Source organism: Variovorax sp. J22R115 (assembly GCF_030317005.1).
Lineage (GTDB): Bacteria > Pseudomonadota > Gammaproteobacteria > Burkholderiales > Burkholderiaceae_C > Variovorax.
This window is the reverse complement of sequence record NZ_JASZYM010000010.1, coordinates 220917-238012: the sequence shown is the minus strand read 5'-3', so window position 1 is coordinate 238012 and position 17096 is coordinate 220917. Positions and strand designations below refer to the sequence as shown.

The 17096-nt window shown below is 68.0% G+C and carries 18 protein-coding genes; 15 read left to right on the top strand and 3 right to left on the bottom strand.

Annotated features, from left to right (window positions below):
* Positions 1-3 precede the first annotated feature (3 nt).
* The 10 genes from QTI04_RS19285 to QTI04_RS19240 all read left to right on the top strand — a co-directional run bounded on the left by QTI04_RS19285 (position 4) and on the right by QTI04_RS19240 (position 9000).
* Positions 4-1020, top strand: coding sequence for a DMT family transporter (locus tag QTI04_RS19285; RefSeq protein ID WP_286617078.1), 1017 nt, complete (start codon positions 4-6; stop codon positions 1018-1020).
* Positions 1013-1702: a tRNA (adenosine(37)-N6)-threonylcarbamoyltransferase complex dimerization subunit type 1 TsaB gene (tsaB, locus tag QTI04_RS19280; RefSeq protein WP_286617077.1), complete on the top strand. Its 690-nt coding sequence runs from the start codon at positions 1013-1015 to the stop codon at positions 1700-1702. The genes QTI04_RS19285 and tsaB overlap by 8 nt, the downstream gene beginning before the upstream one ends.
* The gene (gene rimI, locus QTI04_RS19275) at positions 1699-2280 is read left to right on the top strand and encodes a ribosomal protein S18-alanine N-acetyltransferase (protein WP_286617075.1); all 582 of its coding nucleotides are present in this window, start codon (positions 1699-1701) and stop codon (positions 2278-2280) included. Before tsaB ends, rimI begins: the two co-directional genes overlap by 4 nt.
* Positions 2277-3062: a uracil-DNA glycosylase family protein gene (locus QTI04_RS19270; RefSeq protein WP_286617073.1), complete on the top strand. Its 786-nt coding sequence runs from the start codon at positions 2277-2279 to the stop codon at positions 3060-3062. The genes rimI and QTI04_RS19270 overlap by 4 nt, the downstream gene beginning before the upstream one ends.
* Positions 3063-3109: 47 nt before the next feature.
* Positions 3110-3934: an orotidine-5'-phosphate decarboxylase gene (pyrF, locus tag QTI04_RS19265; protein ID WP_286617072.1), complete on the top strand. Its 825-nt coding sequence runs from the start codon at positions 3110-3112 to the stop codon at positions 3932-3934.
* Between the two features lie 245 nt (positions 3935-4179).
* Entirely contained in the window at positions 4180-5946 is a 1767-nt protein-coding gene (locus QTI04_RS19260) for a DUF1800 family protein (protein WP_286617070.1), read from the top strand.
* 11 nt (positions 5947-5957) lie between these two features.
* Positions 5958-7430, top strand: a complete 1473-nt coding sequence (locus QTI04_RS19255) for a DUF1501 domain-containing protein (RefSeq protein WP_286600158.1) — start codon at positions 5958-5960, stop codon at positions 7428-7430.
* A 49-nt stretch (positions 7431-7479) separates the two neighbouring features.
* Complete coding sequence (locus tag QTI04_RS19250; protein WP_286617068.1) at positions 7480-8130, top strand: LysE family translocator; 651 nt, start codon at positions 7480-7482, stop codon at positions 8128-8130.
* 13 nt (positions 8131-8143) lie between these two features.
* Entirely contained in the window at positions 8144-8494 is a 351-nt protein-coding gene (locus QTI04_RS19245; protein WP_286617067.1) for a GFA family protein, read from the top strand.
* Complete coding sequence (locus tag QTI04_RS19240; RefSeq protein WP_286617065.1) at positions 8494-9000, top strand: GFA family protein; 507 nt, start codon at positions 8494-8496, stop codon at positions 8998-9000. Before QTI04_RS19245 ends, QTI04_RS19240 begins: the two co-directional genes overlap by 1 nt.
* On the opposite strand, the gene QTI04_RS19235 is transcribed toward QTI04_RS19240, so the two are convergent.
* Positions 8942-9772 (bottom strand): IclR family transcriptional regulator, encoded by an 831-nt coding sequence (locus QTI04_RS19235; protein WP_286600151.1) that lies wholly within the window; start codon positions 9770-9772, stop codon positions 8942-8944. The two genes, QTI04_RS19240 and QTI04_RS19235, sit on opposite strands and share 59 nt — an antisense overlap.
* 119 nt (positions 9773-9891) lie before the next feature.
* Between QTI04_RS19235 and QTI04_RS19230 the strand changes: the two genes are divergently transcribed.
* From QTI04_RS19230 to fahA, 5 genes are read left to right on the top strand one after another with little or no spacing between them, the layout of a single operon-like run.
* Positions 9892-10851, top strand: a complete 960-nt coding sequence (locus QTI04_RS19230) for an MBL fold metallo-hydrolase (protein WP_286617064.1) — start codon at positions 9892-9894, stop codon at positions 10849-10851.
* 4 nt (positions 10852-10855) lie between these two features.
* A complete protein-coding gene (locus tag QTI04_RS19225; RefSeq protein ID WP_286600149.1) occupies positions 10856-12541 on the top strand; it encodes an FAD-dependent oxidoreductase in 1686 nt (561 codons plus the stop codon).
* Positions 12542-12545: 4 nt separating this feature from the next.
* Positions 12546-12737: a DUF2783 domain-containing protein gene (locus tag QTI04_RS19220; RefSeq protein ID WP_286600146.1), complete on the top strand. Its 192-nt coding sequence runs from the start codon at positions 12546-12548 to the stop codon at positions 12735-12737.
* A gap of 20 nt (positions 12738-12757) precedes the next feature.
* Positions 12758-14059 (top strand): homogentisate 1,2-dioxygenase, encoded by a 1302-nt coding sequence (hmgA, locus tag QTI04_RS19215; RefSeq protein ID WP_286617063.1) that lies wholly within the window; start codon positions 12758-12760, stop codon positions 14057-14059.
* Positions 14056-15330, top strand: coding sequence for a fumarylacetoacetase (gene fahA / locus QTI04_RS19210; RefSeq protein ID WP_286617062.1), 1275 nt, complete (start codon positions 14056-14058; stop codon positions 15328-15330). The genes hmgA and fahA overlap by 4 nt, the downstream gene beginning before the upstream one ends.
* On the opposite strand, the gene QTI04_RS19205 is transcribed toward fahA, so the two are convergent.
* Both QTI04_RS19205 and QTI04_RS19200 read right to left on the bottom strand, forming a co-directional pair.
* Positions 15302-16396, bottom strand: a complete 1095-nt coding sequence (locus tag QTI04_RS19205) for a GNAT family N-acetyltransferase (RefSeq protein WP_286617061.1) — start codon at positions 16394-16396, stop codon at positions 15302-15304. The genes fahA and QTI04_RS19205 overlap by 29 nt on opposite strands.
* The gene (locus QTI04_RS19200) at positions 16393-17049 is read right to left on the bottom strand and encodes a response regulator transcription factor (RefSeq protein ID WP_286617128.1); all 657 of its coding nucleotides are present in this window, start codon (positions 17047-17049) and stop codon (positions 16393-16395) included. The genes QTI04_RS19205 and QTI04_RS19200 overlap by 4 nt, the downstream gene beginning before the upstream one ends.
* Positions 17050-17096: the final 47 nt, after the last annotated feature.

Sequence of the window (17096 nt, the reverse complement as noted above, 5' to 3'; positions counted from 1 at the left end):
TCGATGCCCGTTGCTCCCCGTTTTTCTCCCCGCACCATCGGCATCGGCGCAGCCATCGTCACCGTTTTCGTCTGGACCGCCTTCATCGTGATCGCGCGGGCCTCCGCCGGCCGGTCGCTGAGCCCCTTCGACATCGCATTCGCCCGCATCTGCGGCGCCAGCCTGGTGCTGATGCCTTGGGGCGCCTGGCTGGTGATGCGCGCGCGCGCGAGCGATCCGACCGCGCAAAGCTCGTTCTTCGGGTTGTCGCCGCTCCCGCTGCGCCTCACCGCGATCGCCGGTGTCTTCGGCGGCCTGGCCTATGCGCTGCTCGCCTACACCGGCTTCGTCTTTGCGCCGGCCGTCCATGCGTCCGTCCTGATGCCCGGCAGCCTGCCGCTGTGGACGGCGGTGCTCGCGGCCATCGTGCTGCGCGACCGCATCACGCCGGGACGCGCCCTGGGCCTGGCGCTGATCGTCCTGGGCGATCTCTTCGTCGGCGGCGCCAGCCTGCTGCACGCGCTGGAGGGCGGCGCGATCTGGAAGGGCGACCTGCTGTTCATGAGTGCGGCCTTCTGCTGGGCCTGCTACAGCGTGGTGGTGCGCAAGCACGGGCTCGACGCCGTGCGCGCGACCATCGCCATCACGGTCTTCGCCTTCATGACCTATGTGCCGGTCTATGCGCTGCTGGCGGCATTCGGCGCGGTGGCAAGCCGGCTCGATACGGCGCCTGTCGGCGAGATCGCCTTTCAGATGCTGTTCCAGGGTGTGGGCTCGGTCGTCATCTCGGGCATTACCTTCACGCGGATGATTCAGTATTTCGGCCCCGTGCGTTCCACCATGATCACGGCCCTGGTGCCGGGGCTCTCGGCGCTCGGCGCGGTGATCTTCCTGGACGAACCGCTGTACTGGAACCTGATCGCGGGTCTGTTGCTCGTCACCGCGGGCATCCTGTTCGGCGTGCAGCGCAGCCGTGCGGCCGTCGTGAAGACGACCGCCCCCGTGGTGGCCTCCGCGGCGAGGAGCGGTATCGATGCCTAAGCTGCTCGCCTTCGACACCAGCACCGAGGCACTCTCGATCGCCGTTCGGCACGGCGACACGTTGCTGGAACACAGCGGCATCGGCGGCGCGCAATCGTCATCGACGCTGATCCCGCTGATCCAGCAACTGCTCGTCGAAGCCGGCCTGACGCTCGTCGAACTCGATGCCATCGCCTTCGGCCGCGGGCCTGGTTCCTTCACCGGATTGCGCACGGCCTGCTCGGTCGCACAGGGCCTGGGTTTCGGCGCCGGCGTGCGGCTGCTGCCGATCGACACGCTCCATGCCGTCGCCGAGGAGGCGCGCCATCGATTTGGTATCGAGCGTGTGGTCGCAGTGCTCGATGCGCGGATGGAGCAGGTCTACACGGCGTGCTACGACCTCGGCCTCGAAGTCACCGCGAGCGAAGCGGAACTGCTGGCGCCCGAAGCCGTTGTCGTGCCGGCCGGCTGGGCTTTGGCGGGCAATGCCTTCGCGGCCTACGGCGAGCGCCTCCCGCGCGCGACGGCGCGGCATGAAGTGCTTCCCACAGCGGCGGCCTTGCTGCGCCTCGCGCCCGCGCTGCTGGCCGCGGGCCGCACCGTCGCGCCGGCGGACGCCTGGCCTCTCTACGTTCGCGATAAAGTGGCGCAGACTACCGAAGAGCGCGCCGCCATCAAGGCGGCGGCCACGCATTCACCATGAGCGCCGTCCTGCAACAGCCGCGTGAAGCCCGCCTCGAACCGATGACGGTCGAGCGCGTCCCCGCCGTCTGCGCGATCGAGCAGACGGCGTTCACCCATCCCTGGACGCAGGCCAACTTCACCGACTCCCTGGCCGCCGGCTATCACTGCCAATGCCTCGTGGCGCCTGCCGCCGACAGCCAGGCTGCGCCGTCGCAGACTGGCGTGCGCGCACTGTGGAGCCGGGCCGTGGGTCGCATCGAAGACGAAACGCTGATTGGCTACTTCGTCGCCATGAAGGGCGTCGATGAAGTCCACCTGCTCAACATCACCGTGGCGCCGGCCTTCCATGGGCAAGGATGGGCGCCGCTGATGCTGGAGGCGCTGGCCGGATGGTCGCGCGGGCAGAACGTCCAATGGCTGTGGCTCGAAGTGCGCGCAAGCAATGCGCGCGCCCTCGCGGTCTACGAACGAAATGGCTTCCGCCGCGTCGGCATGCGCAAGGGCTACTACCCGGCCCACGACGGTCGCCGCGAGGACGCAGTGGTGATGAGCCTGCGCCTGCAAGAATCCAATAGCGCCTGGGGAGGCTTGAAATGACGACGAGTGGAATGAGCCTCGATGCGCGGCAGCGCGCGATGCTGGACGAGATGGGCATCAAGCTCTTCTGGTGGCCGGCGACGGAGCTGGTCGAAGCGCCGGCTGTTGCCGTGGCGGAAGCGCCCGCAGTGGGCGAAGCCGCCGCGGAAGCTCGACCTCGGGTCGTGGCGCCGGCCGCGCCGGTGCGCCCCCTGGCAGCCGAGCCGGCGGCGGCACCTGCGATGGCCCCGCGCGCGCCGGTCGCGCTGACCCACGGCGCCTCCATCCTCGTCGATGCGCCACGGCTTCTCTATGGCGACGCAGCCGCACCGCAAGGCGGCTGGCTCATCGTCACGGACATGCCGCCGGAACTCGACGGCCGCCACGGCGAGCCCTTTGCCGGAGACGCGGGACGCCTGTTCGACAACATGCTGCGCGCCCTGCAACTGAACGGCGGCGAGACGCCCGTGCACCTGATGCGCACGCACCGGGGCGTGGCCTCGGGGCAGCCGGACAGCCCGCGCCCCATCGCCGATGTCTTCGCGGAGCATGCTGCCGCGCTGGCGCCGCGTCTCGTGCTCGCCATGGGTCCGCTGGCGGCGCAAAGCCTGCTGCAAAGCGGTGATCCGCTCGGCAAGCTGCGCGGTCGCGCCGTGCCGGTAGCGATGCTGCCCGGCGTGAAGGACGCGCCGCCGGTGGTCGCCACCTACCACCCTGCCTATCTGCTGCGCAACCCGGGCGATAAGGGCCGCGCCTGGGCCGACCTCTGCCTGGCCGCCGAACAGTTCGAACGCGCGGGCTGAGCCCGTCGCCGGGCCGCCCTGAGCCGGCGCGCCTAAAATTCCGCCCCATGACCTTCCTGGAAAAGCTGCGCGCCGCCGAGCGCCAAAACGGCTCGCTGCTGTGTGTCGGCCTCGACCCCGAACCGACGAAATTTCCCGCCCACCTGAAGGGCGATGCCAGCAAGATCTACGACTTCTGCGCCCGTATCGTCGATGCCACGGCCGATCTCGCGATCGCCTTCAAGCCGCAGATCGCCTACTTTGCCGCGCACCGGGCCGAAGGGCAGCTGGAGCAGCTCATGGAGCACATGCGCCGCAACGCGCCGCACGTGCCCACGATCCTCGATGCCAAGCGCGGCGACATCGGCTCGACGGCCGAGCAGTACGCCCGCGAGGCTTTCGAGCGCTACGGCGCCGACGCCGTCACTCTCTCGCCCTTCATGGGCTTCGATTCGGTCGAGCCCTATCTGCGCCACCATGGCAAGGGTGCTTTCCTGCTGTGCCGGACCAGCAATCCGGGCGGCGCCGATCTGCAGGGTCAGCGCCTTGCGGGCGTGGAAGGCGAGCCTTTTCTCTACGAACACGTGGCCCGGCTTGCGCAGGGTCCATGGAACCTGAACGGGCAGTTGGGCCTGGTGGTCGGCGCCACCTACCCGGCCGAGATCGAACGGGTGAGGGCCCTCGCACCCACGGTTCCCTTGCTGATCCCTGGCGTGGGCGCACAGGGCGGCGATGCGGTCGCCACCGTGCGGGCTGGTTGGCGCACGGATGCGCCGATCGTGGTCAATTCCTCGCGCGCCATCTGCTACGCCTCCTCGGGCGACGACTTTGCCGAGGCCGCCCGGCGCGAAGCGATCCGCACCCGCGACGGGCTCGAAGCCGCGAAGTCCTGAAGCGACATTCCGCGCCGCGCCAAGCCGTTGCTGGCGGCGAAGTGACGAAAAAGTCACACTTCTTAACAAATAATGTCCCGTTGACCTCCTCCTGAAGCCCTCTGGCCGTGGCGCGAGTTGGGCATGACACTTGCCTGGAAAAAGCGGCGCCCCAGCGCCGAGGAGTGAGTAGTTCCATGGTGGAAAACATCGCAACCGGCCGCGCTGAGGCGACCGATGATTCGGCGCGCGCGGACCAGACATCCATGCCGGCCCCCGCAGCGGAGTCGCACAGCCCGCTGCCGCTCGCGGCCGCACTGGCCTCCGCTGCCGCCCTCGCGGCATGCGGAGGTGGTGGGGGTGGCAGCGGAGGCGGCGGGTTTGCCGCGCCGGGCGCCGGCACAGGCGTTCAGGCCGGTTCCCTGACCGCGCTGGCCAGCACGCCGACCGCCCAGACCTACGTCTATCGGGAAGCGAAGACCGACGACGAGGCCGCGCGCTTCCTCCTCCAGTCGCAGTTCTCCGCCTCCGAGGCGGAGATCGCCGCCGTGCGCAGCAAGGGCTACCTGGTCTGGCTGGGCGAGGAGGCCGACCGTCCCGGCACGCAGACCGGCTGGGAGTGGATCGCGGGCAAGCCCTACGGCAGCGTCAACACCGACGACATGATCTGGAACCAGCTCATGACGGCGCCGGACGGCTTCCGCAAGCGCATGGCGCTCGCGTTGACCGAGATCTTCGTCGTGTCGTCCACCGACATCGGCTCCAACTGGTCCAGCCATCTGATGGCGCAGTACTGGGACACCCTGGTCGCGGGCGTCACCGGCAACTTCCGCAAGCTGCTGGAGGACGTGACGCTCAACCCCGCGATGGGCTACTACCTCAACACCAAAGGCAACCAGAAGGAAAACGCCCAGGGCCGGCAGCCGGACGAGAACTATGCGCGCGAGGTCATGCAGCTCATGAGCATCGGGCTCTACCAGCTCAACGCAGACGGCACCCTCAAACCCGGCGCCGACGGCGCGCCGCTCGACACCTACACCCTCGACGACGTGACCAACCTGGCGCGCGTCTTCACGGGCTACGACCTGGACATCCGCACCGACGAGAAGGGCGGCACCGCGGGCGGCTTCACCCGTCCCGACGGCTCCATCGCCGAAAGCAACCTGTGGACCACGCGGCCGATGGCGCTGACGGCCTCGCGACATTCAACGCTCGAAGCGAAGTTCCTCGGCGCCACGGTGCCGGCGGGCACCGAGGGCAAGGCCGCGCTCAAGATCGCGCTCGACACGCTGTTCAACCATCCGAACGTCGGCCCCTTCATCGGCAAGCAGTTGATCCAGCGCCTGGTGACCAGCAACCCGAGCCCGGCCTACGTCAAGCGCGTGTCGGACGTCTTCGCGGACAACGGCTCCGGCGTGCGCGGCGACATGAAGAGCGTCTTCGCGGCCGTTCTGCTCGACAACGAGGCGCGCAGCCCTGCGGGCCTGAGCGAGCCGACCTTCGGCCGACTGCGCGAGCCCATGCTGCGCTTCGTGCAATGGGCGCGTACCTTCGGCGCCGTGTCGACCACCGGCAGTTGGAAGATCGGCGACCTCTCCCAGCCGAACAGCCAGCTCGGCCAGGGCCCGCTGCGCTCGCCCTCGGTCTTCAACTTCTTCCGCCCCGGCTACGTGCCGCCTTCGACGGCGATCGCCAGTGCGAAGATGGTCGCGCCCGAATTCCAGGTGGTCAATGAAACCAGCGTCGGCGGCTACCTCAACTACATGAAGGACGCGCTGCCGAGGAACAGCAAGGACGTGAACGCGACCTATGCGGGCGAACTCGCACTGGTGCTGGACCCCGCGGGCCTCGTGCGCCGCCTGAACCTGCTGCTCACGGGCAACCAGCTGTCGGACGCCACCCAGGCGCTGATCGCCAACGCCCTCGGTACGCCTGCCGTGACCGCCAGCAGCACCGATGCCGTCAAGCTCAACCGCGTATATGCCGCCGTGCTGATGGTGATGGCTTCGCCCTCCTACCTGATCCAGAAATAAGGGACCGCGCGATGTACCTGATCGATCCTGCCGCTCACAGCCGTCGCGCCTTCCTGCGCCGCACCGGCCAGCTGGCGATGGCCGGCACCGCCTTGCCCTTCGCGCTCAACCTGGCCGCCATGGGCGAAGCCGCCGCGCAGGCCGCGCCCGGCGATGACTACAAGGCGCTGGTGTGCGTGTTCCTCTTCGGCGGCAACGACTACGCCAACACCGTCATCACCTACGACGACCCCAGCTACACCGCCTACAGCGCCATTCGCGTTCCGCAAGCCTCGGGCGGCATCGCCATCGCCAAGAACGACATGGATGTCGCGAAGACGCTGTTGACGCCCACCACGCCATTGGCGGGCGCTCGCCAGTACGCATTGCACCCGGCGATGACCCAACTCGCGGACCTCTTCAACGTCGACGGCAAGGTCGCGGTGCAGCTCAACGTCGGCCCGCTGGTGGTGCCGCTCAATCGTGCGCAGTACAACAACAGCAACAAGAAGCTCTACCCGCAGCCGCCCAAGCTGTTCTCGCACAACGACCAGCAGTCGACCTGGCAGTCGTCGTCGCCGGAAGGTTCGACGGTGGGCTGGGGCGGCAACCTCGGCGACCTGGCGCTGTCGCAGAACACCAACTCGCTCTTCACCTGCATGTCCGTCTCGGGCAACGCGGTGTTCCTCTCGGGCGACCAGGCGCTGCAATACCAGGTGAGCACCAGCGGCGCCGTCGGCATCAACAGCGTCAAGGGCACGAGCGGCTATGTGTCGGCCTCGGTGCGCTCCGCGATGGCGCAGCTGGTGCAGGAAGCACGCAGCCACATGCTGGAGAACGAATACAACCGCGTGACCAAGCGCGCGGTGGAAGCCGAGACGACCGTCACCGGTGCGCTCTCGGCTGCGCTCCCGGTCGATTCCTTCGGCGCGCTGAACACGAACCTCTCGCGTCAGCTGAAGATGGTGGCCCGGCTCATTCATGGCCGCACCGCGCTGGGCGTCAAGCGGCAGGTGTTCTTCGTGTCGATGGGCGGCTTCGACCTGCACGACAACCTGATTGCCAATCAGCCCGGGCTGATGCAGCAGTTGAGCGATGCGATGACCGCCTTCTACCGCCAGACGGCCGCGCTGGGCATTGCCGACAAGGTCACTGCCTTCACGGCATCGGACTTCGGCCGCACGCTGGCCAGCAACGGCAATGGCTCCGACCACGGCTGGGGCAGCCACCACTTCGTCGTCGGCGGCGCGGTCAACGGCAAGCAGTTCTACGGCACGCCGCAGGTGGTCAGCATCAACAACGACGCGAAGCTGGCCGGCTACGAAGGCCATGTGGGCCAGGGCCGGCTGATCCCGACGACCTCGGTGGACCAGTACGGCGCCACGCTCGCCAGGTGGTTCGGCGTGCCGGAGGCCGACTTACCGGGCATCCTGCCGAACCTCAAGAACTTCGGCGGCAACGCCAACGGCATCGACTATCCCAAGAACGTCGGTTTCATGGCCTGAGGCCGTTGGAGTAACCTCCGAGCCCCGGTCCAGGGGTAAGGAGACGAAGTTGAACCAGTTACTCCCCTTGCTGGGCATCGCCGGCGCGCTGGCCGTCGGCGTAGTGAGCCCCGGCCCGAGCTTCGTGATGGTCGCGCGCACGGCAGTGTCGCTTTCGCGCCTGGAAGGCGTCGCCGCGGCCTTCGGCATGGGTGCGGGTGGCGCATGTTTCGCGCTCGCGGCGCTGGCCGGATTGCAGGCGCTGCTGCTGGCCGTCCCCACGCTCTTCATCGTCCTCAAAGTCGCGGGGGGGCTCTACCTGGCCTACCTCGGCGTACGGATCTGGCTCGGCGCGCGCCAGCCGCTGTCGATGGCGTCGTCGCAGTCCGGAGAGAGCGGCGAGGCCGGCGCGCGTCGCCATGCGGGCCGCTCATTCCTCCTCGGCCTCGCCACGCAACTGAGCAATCCCAAGACGGCCATCGTCTACGCCAGCGTGTTCGCGGCCTTCATGCCGGCTTCGCCATCGCTGGCGTTCGGGCTGGGCATCGTGGCGGTGGTCTTCGTGCTCGAAACCAGCTGGTACGCGCTGGTGGCGCTGGCCCTGTCCGCCAAGGGGCCGCAGAAAACCTATCTTCGGTACAAGGCGTGGGCCGACAGGGTGGCCGGCGCCGTCATAGTGTCATTGGGACTTCGACTCCTGGCTTCGGCCCAGCGCGCATGAAAGGAGACCTGCGATGAAATACAAGGGTAGCTGCCACTGCGGCAAGATCGCTTTCGAGGTCGAGGGCGAAATCCAGGGCGCGTTGGCCTGCAACTGCTCCATGTGCCAGAGAAAGGGCTCGCTGCTGTGGTTCGTGCCACGCACGCAGTTCACGCTGCTCACGCCCGAGGACGACAACGTGGGGGCCTATCTCTTCAACAAGCACGCCATCCACCATCGCTTCTGCAAGACCTGCGGCATCCACCCGTTTGCCGAGGCCACCGATCCGAAGGGCGTACCGACCATCGCCGTCAATATCCGCTGCCTCGAAGGCATCGATCTCGATGCGGTGGCGGTGAAGCACTTCGACGGACGGTCTCGCTGATGTTCCCGCTCGAAGGAGGGTGCACCTGCCGCGCGGTGCGCTATCGGATGGCGACGGAACCGCTCTTCGTGAACTGCTGCCATTGCCGCTGGTGCCAGCGCGAAACGGGCGCTTCGTTCGCGCTCAACGCGATGATCGAGAGCGACCGCGTCGAACTGCTGCAAGGCGAGATCGAATTGGTGAATACGCCGTCGCTGAGCGGGAAGGGCCAGAAGATCGCGCGCTGCCCTCGCTGCCATATCGCGCTCTGGAGCCACTATGCGGGCGCCGGCGAAGCGGTGAAGTTCGTGCGGGTCGGCACGCTGGACACGCCCGACGCGCTGCCGCCCGATATTCACATCTTCACGACGACGAAGCAGCCGTGGGTGGTGCTGCCGCCCGGCACGCCGGTGGTGGAGGAGTACTACAGCCGGTCCGACTACTGGCCGGCCGGGAGCATCGAGCGGCTCAAGGCCTTGAAGGGACGGCCCCCAGCCGCTCCGACACCTGGTCCGCACAAGCCTTGAGGGCGCTCGCGATGTCGCCGTCCCATCGCGTGTCGAAGATGGCGGCCGGTCCGATCGCGGTGATGGCCAGCACGATGGCGCCCGTGTGATCGAAGGCGGGCGCCGACATCGCGCTCACGCCCGGCAGGATCTCGCCCTCGGAGCGGCTCAGCCCATGGGAGCGCACCTCGTGCAATTGCGCCTCGAAGGCCTTCCAGCCTGGTAGCGGCTGCACGGGCGGCATGCCCCGTTGCAGCGCGATGGCGGCGGCGCCTTTCTGCTCGCGCTGCCGCTCTTCATCCAGCAACCGCCTCACCACGGAAGCATCCAGATAGGCGCCGAAGAGCCGACCGGACGCGGTATTGGTCAGCGAGAACACCGTGCCGTGCCGCATGTTCACGTGCAGCGGCGCCGGCGATTCGGCGATGCGCACGATGGTCGCGCCGCGGTCGCCCCAGACGGCGATGGCCACCGTCTGGCCGATCTGCTGCGCCAGTTCGGCGATCAGCGGCGTCGCGATGTGCACGGGATTGGCTTGCTGCAGGCTGATCAAACCCAGTTGCAAGGCGAGCGGTCCAAGCAGATAGTGGCCGCTGGTGCGGTCCTGCTCGATCAGCCCGAGGCGGCCAAAGCTGACCATGTAGGGATGCGCCTTGGCGGGGGACATCTCGGCCTCGCGCGCCAGGTCCTTCAGGGCCATCGGCCGGCCATGGTGCACCAGGGCGCGCAGCAGTTGCCCGCCCACCTCGATGCTCTGGATGCCGCGTTGCGCGCGGTCGCTGTCTGAGTTCATGGCCTTGCTCGTCGTTCGTTCATGCAGAAGACATTAGACATTATCCAATCCTCGAATTACACTCCGCTCATTCGTCCCATGCGAATTCGTTCACTTTAGACAAATCAAGGAGACCCACGATGTCAGAGACCAAGAAGTTCGCCAGCCAGGCCGACCTGGAAGAAAAGAAGATCACCTTCAGCCAGATTTCGGAACATGCCTGGGCCTACACGGCCGAGGGCGACCCCAACACCGGCATCGTGATCGGCGACGACTGCGTGCTCGTGGCCGACACCCAGGCCACGCCCGCCATGGCCGCCGACGTGGTGCGCCGCATCCGCGAAGTGACCGACAAGCCCATCAAGTACGTGGTGCTCACGCACTACCACGCGGTGCGCGTGCTGGGCGCCGCCGGCTACAAGCCCGAGCACATCATTTCAAGCCAGGACACGCGCGACCTCATCGTCGAGCGCGGCGAGCAGGACAAGGCCAGCGAGATCGGCCGCTTCCCGCGCCTCTTCCAGAACGTCGAGACCGTTCCGCCGGGGCTCACCTGGCCCACCATGACCTTCACCGGCAAGATGACGCTGTGGCTCGGCCAACTCGAAGTGCAGCTGATTCAGCTCGGCCGCGGCCACACCAAGGGCGACGCCGTCGTCTGGCTGCCGCAGGAGCGCACGCTGCTCTCGGGCGACCTCGTCGAGTTCGACGCCACGCCCTACGCCGGCGACGCCTACTTCCAGGACTGGCCGCAGACGCTGGACAACATCGCCGCCCTGCAGCCCAAGGCGCTGGTGCCCGGTCGCGGCGCGGCGCTCACCACGCCCGAGGAAGTGGCCAAGGGTCTGGCCGGCACGCGCAGCTTCATCGCCGATGTCTACAGCAGCGTGCAGGAAGGCGTGAAGGCGGGCCGCGACCTGAATGCGGTCTACAAGGACACCTACGCCAGGCTCAAGCCCAAGTACAGCCAGTGGGTCATCTTCGACCACTGCATGCCCTTCGACGTGAGCCGCGCCTACGACGAAGCGTCGGGCCATGCCGATCCGCGCATCTGGACCGCAGAGCGCGACATCGAAATGTGGAAAACGCTCGAAGGCTGAAGCCATGGGGGCCTCTGCAACGACCGCCGAAGCACCGATCGACTACCAGTCGCTGCGCTTCGACTACCGCCGGCACGCGGACCAGGACGCCGCATCGCCAGCCCGCCATCCCGTCGTGGTCGTCGGCGCGGGCCCCGTGGGGCTCGCCCTTGCGATCGACCTCGCGCAGCGGCAGATCCCCGTCGTGCTGCTCGACAACGACTGCACGCTCTCGACCGGCTCGCGCGCCATCTGCTTCGCCAAGCGCACGCTGGAGGTCTTCGACCGCCTTGGCTGCGCCGACCGCATGGTCGACAAAGGCGTGTCGTGGCACGTGGGCAAGGTGTTCTTCAAGGACGAGCAGGTCTACCGCTTCGACCTGCTGCCCGAGGCCGGGCACGAGCGGCCGGCCTTCATCAACCTGCAGCAGTACTACGTCGAGGGCTATCTGTCGGAGCGCGCGGCGGAACTGCCGCTGATCGACCTGCGCTGGAACAACAAGGTCATCGGCGTCGAACAGGCCACGGACCACGCGCTGCTGACCATCGAAACGCCGGAAGGCAACTATCAGTTGGCCGGCGAGTACGTCGCCGCCTGTGACGGCTCGCGCTCCAACCTGCGTCAGCTGCTCGGACAGGAGGCCAAGGGCCGCGTGTTCCGCGACCGCTTCCTGATCGCCGACGTGAACATGGACGCCGACCTGCCGACCGAGCGCCGCTTCTGGTTCGATCCGCCTTTCCATCCCGGCCAGAGTGTGCTGCTTCACAAGCAGGCCGACGGCATGTGGCGTGTCGACTTCCAGCTCGGCTGGGATGCCGACCCGGTGGAGGAGCGCAAGCACGAGAACATCATCCCGCGCGTGCGTGCGCTGCTCGACAGCATCGGCCACGAGAAGGTCCAGTTCCAGATCGGCTGGGCCAGCGTCTACACCTTCGCCTGCCAGCGCATGGAGCATTTCCGCCACGGGCGCGTGCTGTTCGCGGGCGACTCCGCGCACGGCGTCTCGCCCTTCGGCGCGCGCGGCGCGAACTCCGGCGTGCAGGACGCCGACAACCTGGCATGGAAGGTCGCCGCGGTGCTCCAGCGCGAAGCGCCCGACGCGCTGCTCGACAGCTACGCGAGCGAGCGTGAATACGCGGCCGACGAGAACATCCGCAACTCGACCCGCGCGACCGACTTCATCACGCCCAAGAGCGAGGTCAGCCGGTTGTTCCGCGATGCGGTGCTGGAGCTTTCCAAGCGCCATGCCTTTGCGCGCGCGCTGGTGAACAGCGGGCGCTTGTCGGTTCCGACCACCCTGCGCGGCTCGCCGCTGAACACGCCCGACGTCGATGCCTTCGTCGGCCCGATGGTGCCCGGCGCGCCGGCCGCCGATGCGCCGATCGTGTGCGCCGATGGCGGCACGGGCTGGCTGCTGCGCGAGCTGTGTCCCGCGTCGCCCTCCGAGGCCAGAACGCGCTTCACGGCGCTTGTCTTCGGCGAAGGCGAGGTGACGGAACAAAGCCTGCGTGTGCTCGCGCAAGCCGACCTGCCCCTGCACATCGTGCGAGTGGCGGCCACCGGCGAGGGCGAACTGGCGGCGCACCGTTACGACGCGCAACCCGGCACCGTCTACCTCCTGCGCCCCGACCAGCACGTGTGCGCACGCTGGCGGAACCCCACCCCCCAGGCCGTGCGCGCGGCGCGTGACCGTGCGATGGCAAAGGCATAGAGCCATGGAACTGATCACCACACCGAACCTGGACGCGCCCGATGACTTCTACGAGGCGCTGATCGAAGCACACCAGGGCCTGTCGACCGAAGAGAGCCACGCCTTCAACGCGCGCCTCGTGCTCGTGCTGGCCAATCACATCGGCTCGACCGCCGTTCTGCGTCAGGCCTTCGAGGCCTCCGCGCCATCCCGCTGAATTTCAAGAGAGAGGACACCATGACCCAAGCATCCGCCGATCTCAGCTACCAGAGCGGCTTCGGCAACGAATACGCCACCGAGGCCGTCCCCGGCGCCTTGCCGCAGGGCCGCAACAGCCCGCAGCGCGCGCCCTTCGACCTGTATCCGGAACTGATCTCGGGCACCGCCTTCACCGCGCCGCGTCACGAGAACCGGCGCACCTGGATGTACCGCCGCCAGCCCTCCGTGGTGTCCGGCCGCTACAAGCCGTACGCGCAGGCGCAATGGACGACCGGCGCGAACCGCGAGATCGCGCTGCCGCCCGAGCCGCTGCGCTGGGCACCGATTCCGCTGGACAAGGCGGACGTCGATTTCATCGACGGCGTCCACACGCTGGCCGCCAACGGCGACGCCGAGGCGCAGACCGGCATCGCGGCGCACGTCTACCTCGCGAGCCGCTCGATGGAGCGCCGCGCCGTCGTCAACGCCGATGGCGAGATGCTCTTCGTGCCGCAGCAAGGCCGACTGGTCATCACCACCGAGATGGGCGTCCTCGAAGTCAAGCCCGGCGAGATCGCGCTGGTGCCGCGCGGCGTCGTCTTCAAGGTCGCGCTGCCCGACGGCTTGTCGCGCGGCTACCTCTGCGAGAACTACGGCGCGCAGTTCCGTCTGCCCGAGTTGGGCCCGATCGGCTCGAACGGCCTCGCCAACGCGCGTGATTTCCAGGCCCCGGTCGCCGCCTTCGAGGATGCGAGCGTCGGCTACGAACTCGTCAAGAAATCGGGCGGGCGCTTCTGGTCCGCGCCGACGAGGCAATCGCCCTTCAACGTCGTCGCATGGCACGGCAACCTCTCGCCGGTGAAGTACGACACGGCGCACTTCATGACCATCGGGTCGATCAGCTTCGACCATCCGGACCCGTCGATCTTCACCGTGCTCACCTCGCCGAGCGACACGCCCGGCACGGCCAACTGCGACTTCGTGATCTTCCCGCCGCGCTGGCTGGTGATGGAGGACACCTTCCGTCCGCCCTGGTACCACCGCAACCTCATGAGCGAGTTCATGGGCCTGGTCTACGGCGAGTACGACGCCAAGCCCGGCGGCTTCAAGCCGGGCGGCGCGAGCCTGCACAACTGCATGGTGCCGCACGGCCCCGACGAGGAAGCCTTCGAGAAAGCGAGCCACAGCGACCTCAAGCCGCAGAAGCTCGACAACACGCTGGCCTTCATGTTCGAGAGCCGCTACCGCTTCATTCCCACCGAGTTCGCGATGCAAAGCCCCGCGCTCGACCAGGACTACGCCGACTGCTGGGCCGGCCTCAAGGATCAATACAAGCCATGAACACATTGAACGCAACCCACGACCCGAAGCTGCGCAGCTGGGTGGCCTCGGCCAACGAGGCCGGCAGCGACTTTCCGATCCAGAACCTGCCGTTCGGGCGCTTCCGGCCGGCCCGAAGCAGCGAAGGCTTCCGCATCGGTGTCGCGATCGGCGACCAGGTGCTCGACCTGAAGGCCGCGGGGCTCGTGGACACCGATGACATGAACGTGCTGCTGGCGCAAGACGCCACCGAGCGGCAGGCACTGCGCGCTGCCCTTTCCGAAGGCCTGCGCGAAGGCAGCGGAAAGCAGGCGGCCTGGAGCACGGCCCTGCTCGCCCAGTCGGCCGTCGAGCTCACCGTGCCCTGCCGCATCGGCGACTACACCGACTTCTACACCGGCATCCACCACGCCACCACGGTCGGCAAGCTGTTCCGCCCGGACCAGCCGCTGATGCCCAACTACAAGTGGGTGCCCATCGGCTATCACGGCCGTGCGTCGTCGATCCGCGTGAGCGGCCAGCGCTTCAAGCGCCCGCAGGGCCAGACCAAGGCGCCCGATGCGGAGGCGCCGAGCTTCGGCCCTTCCAAGCGGCTCGACTATGAGCTGGAGCTGGGCTTCGTCGTCGGCCAGGGCAATGCGCTCGGAGAGCCGATCGCCATCGCCAACGCCGAACAGCACCTGTTCGGCGTGACGCTGCTCAATGACTGGTCCGCGCGCGACTTGCAGGCCTGGGAGTACCAGCCGCTCGGACCCTTCCTGTCGAAGAGCTTCGCGAGCACGCTGTCGCCCTGGATCGTGACGATGGAAGCGCTCGCGCCCTTCCGCGCGGGGTTCGAGCGACCGGCCGGCGACCCCCGGCCCCTGCCCTACCTCGACTCGCCCGCCAACAGCGAAGCAGGCGCGCTCGACATCACGTTGGAAGTCTGGCTGCAGACCGCGAAGATGCGCGAAGCCGGCGAGGGCGCCGTGCGGCTCACGCGCGGCAACACCACGCAAGCCGCCTACTGGACCGCCGCGCAACTCGTCACGCACCACACCGTGAACGGCTGCAATCTGCAGCCGGGCGACCTGCTCGGTTCCGGCACCCTGTCGGGCCCGAAACCCGACGAAGCCGGCTCGCTGCTCGAACTCACCCTGGGCGGCAAGCACCCGATCACGCTGCCCAACGGCGAGCGCCGCACCTTCCTCGAAGACGGCGACACCCTGAGCCTGCGCGGCTACTGCGAACGCGCAGGCGCCGTGCGCATCGGCCTGGGGGAAGTCAGCGGGACGGTGCTGGCGGCAGCCTGACCCCGCGCGGCTCGCCGAGCCGCGTCCGCAGGCTCTCGCGGTCGATCTGGTAGCTGACGGTCTGGCGGTAGACCGCGAAGCCGAGCCGGTGGTTGATCGACAGCATCGGCGCATTCACTTCGGCGTTGTGCGTGACGATCATCCGGACCTCCGGATGACGCTCGCGCACCAGCTTCAGCATCGCAGCCTTCACGCCCTTGGCGAGACCCTTGCCACGCCAGGGGCGCGCCACGGCAGTGAGGGCCTGGAACACGCGGTCCGGAAAGCGCTTCTCCCAGTGGGCATTGCAGACGGCAGCCACTTCATCGCCGTCGAGCAGCAAGACCACCAGATGCTCTCCACCGCTGCGATCCATTTCCTCGTACCAGCTCCTATGTGCCGGCAGTTCGTATCGGATGGCCGGCAGGTCGAGCGCGCCCAACGGCATGTCGCCGATGAGCACGGTGAACGGCGCTATCAGACTCTCGAGGCGGTCGAGCGGCACTCGCCCGGCGTGGATCTCCCAGCGCAGGCGCGCGCCCGACGCTGAGGTCGCGTCGGCCTGCCAGCGGTCGAGCGCGTCCCAGTCCAGTCCGTCGAGCGGGAGGCGATTCTCGACCGCCCGGTGCTTTTCCGTGGCACCCATCGCCCGCAGGAATGCGTTGGCTTCAGGGGCAGGGGCACCGAGTGTCGCCGTGGTCTTGCCGTGCTCCTGCATGAAGGCCAGCAACGCGCCGAGCAAGGCAGTGGCGATGCCCTGTCGGCGGTACGCTTGCATCACGCCCCCACCGGCGAAGACGAAGGGCGCGAAGCTTTCGTAGTCGGGCGTTCCTGCGCGGCGGAATTCGAGCAGCAGGTTGCCGACCACCCGGTCGCCGTGCAGCGCGATCACCCTGCGCGATTCGTCCGTCGGCCGACGTCGGCGCAGCTGATGCTCGAAATCGGCGTCGCTCAGGATCGGCTCACCGGGGATGTCCTCCTCGGCGCGGATCCTCCGGTACGCGTGGTACGCCGCCCATTGCGCGGCCGTCGCGTGATGGGGGTCGAAGGGGACGATGTCGATCGGCTGGTGCGGCATCTCTTTCATGACGCGAGCATGTAGCCCACGCCGCGCACCGTGTGCACGCGCTCGCCGCCGATCTTGCGGCGCAGGTTCGACACGTGCACCTCGATCGCGGCAAAGTCCAGCGGCTCGCCGAGGGGTTCGAGCTTCTTCGCCAGCACGCCCTTGGCGACCACCGCGCCCGGCTCGCGGGCCAGCTCCAGCAGCAGGCGGAACTCGCGCGGCGACAGCTCCAGCGGCGCGCCATGGAGCGAGGCCCGGTGTCGACGCGGCTCGATCGCCAGCGCGCCGAGGCTCCAGGTTTCGCTGGCCTGCCGCGCGGACCGGCGCAGCACGGCGCGGATGCGCGAGATCAGCTCCACCGTTGCAAAGGGCTTGATGACGAAATCGTCGGCGCCGCCATCGAGCCCGGCCAGCCGGTCCTCGACCGCGGAGCGTGCGGTGATCACGATCACCGGCAGCAGCGAGCCCTCGCGCCGCCAGCGCTTCAACAGGTCGAACCCGCTGCCGTCTGGCAAGGAGAGGTCGAGCAGCACGCAATCGAACACGCTGCCGTCGAGCACGCGTGGAGCGTCGGCGGCCCGTCGGCGCCATTCGCTGCTGAGCCCGTCGACCTTCAGCGCGGCCTGCAAGGCGCGGCCCAAGTCGAGGTCGTCTTCGATCAGCAGAATGTGCACGCGGCGATTGTGCATGGCCAACCTTTGGCTTTGCCCAAGGTTGCCTC

Coding starts and splice junctions, on each gene's coding strand:
- QTI04_RS19285 (WP_286617078.1), top strand. CDS start 4: ATGCCCGTTGCTCCCCGTTTTTCTCCCCGCACCATCGGCATCGGCGCA.
- tsaB (WP_286617077.1), top strand. CDS start 1,013: ATGCCTAAGCTGCTCGCCTTCGACACCAGCACCGAGGCACTCTCGATC.
- rimI (WP_286617075.1), top strand. CDS start 1,699: ATGAGCGCCGTCCTGCAACAGCCGCGTGAAGCCCGCCTCGAACCGATG.
- QTI04_RS19270 (WP_286617073.1), top strand. CDS start 2,277: ATGACGACGAGTGGAATGAGCCTCGATGCGCGGCAGCGCGCGATGCTG.
- pyrF (WP_286617072.1), top strand. CDS start 3,110: ATGACCTTCCTGGAAAAGCTGCGCGCCGCCGAGCGCCAAAACGGCTCG.
- QTI04_RS19260 (WP_286617070.1), top strand. CDS start 4,180: ATGCCGGCCCCCGCAGCGGAGTCGCACAGCCCGCTGCCGCTCGCGGCC.
- QTI04_RS19255 (WP_286600158.1), top strand. CDS start 5,958: ATGTACCTGATCGATCCTGCCGCTCACAGCCGTCGCGCCTTCCTGCGC.
- QTI04_RS19245 (WP_286617067.1), top strand. CDS start 8,144: ATGAAATACAAGGGTAGCTGCCACTGCGGCAAGATCGCTTTCGAGGTC.
- QTI04_RS19240 (WP_286617065.1), top strand. CDS start 8,494: ATGTTCCCGCTCGAAGGAGGGTGCACCTGCCGCGCGGTGCGCTATCGG.
- QTI04_RS19235 (WP_286600151.1), bottom strand. CDS start 9,772: ATGAACTCAGACAGCGACCGCGCGCAACGCGGCATCCAGAGCATCGAG.
- QTI04_RS19230 (WP_286617064.1), top strand. CDS start 9,892: ATGTCAGAGACCAAGAAGTTCGCCAGCCAGGCCGACCTGGAAGAAAAG.
- QTI04_RS19225 (WP_286600149.1), top strand. CDS start 10,856: ATGGGGGCCTCTGCAACGACCGCCGAAGCACCGATCGACTACCAGTCG.
- QTI04_RS19220 (WP_286600146.1), top strand. CDS start 12,546: ATGGAACTGATCACCACACCGAACCTGGACGCGCCCGATGACTTCTAC.
- hmgA (WP_286617063.1), top strand. CDS start 12,758: ATGACCCAAGCATCCGCCGATCTCAGCTACCAGAGCGGCTTCGGCAAC.
- fahA (WP_286617062.1), top strand. CDS start 14,056: ATGAACACATTGAACGCAACCCACGACCCGAAGCTGCGCAGCTGGGTG.
- QTI04_RS19205 (WP_286617061.1), bottom strand. CDS start 16,396: ATGAAAGAGATGCCGCACCAGCCGATCGACATCGTCCCCTTCGACCCC.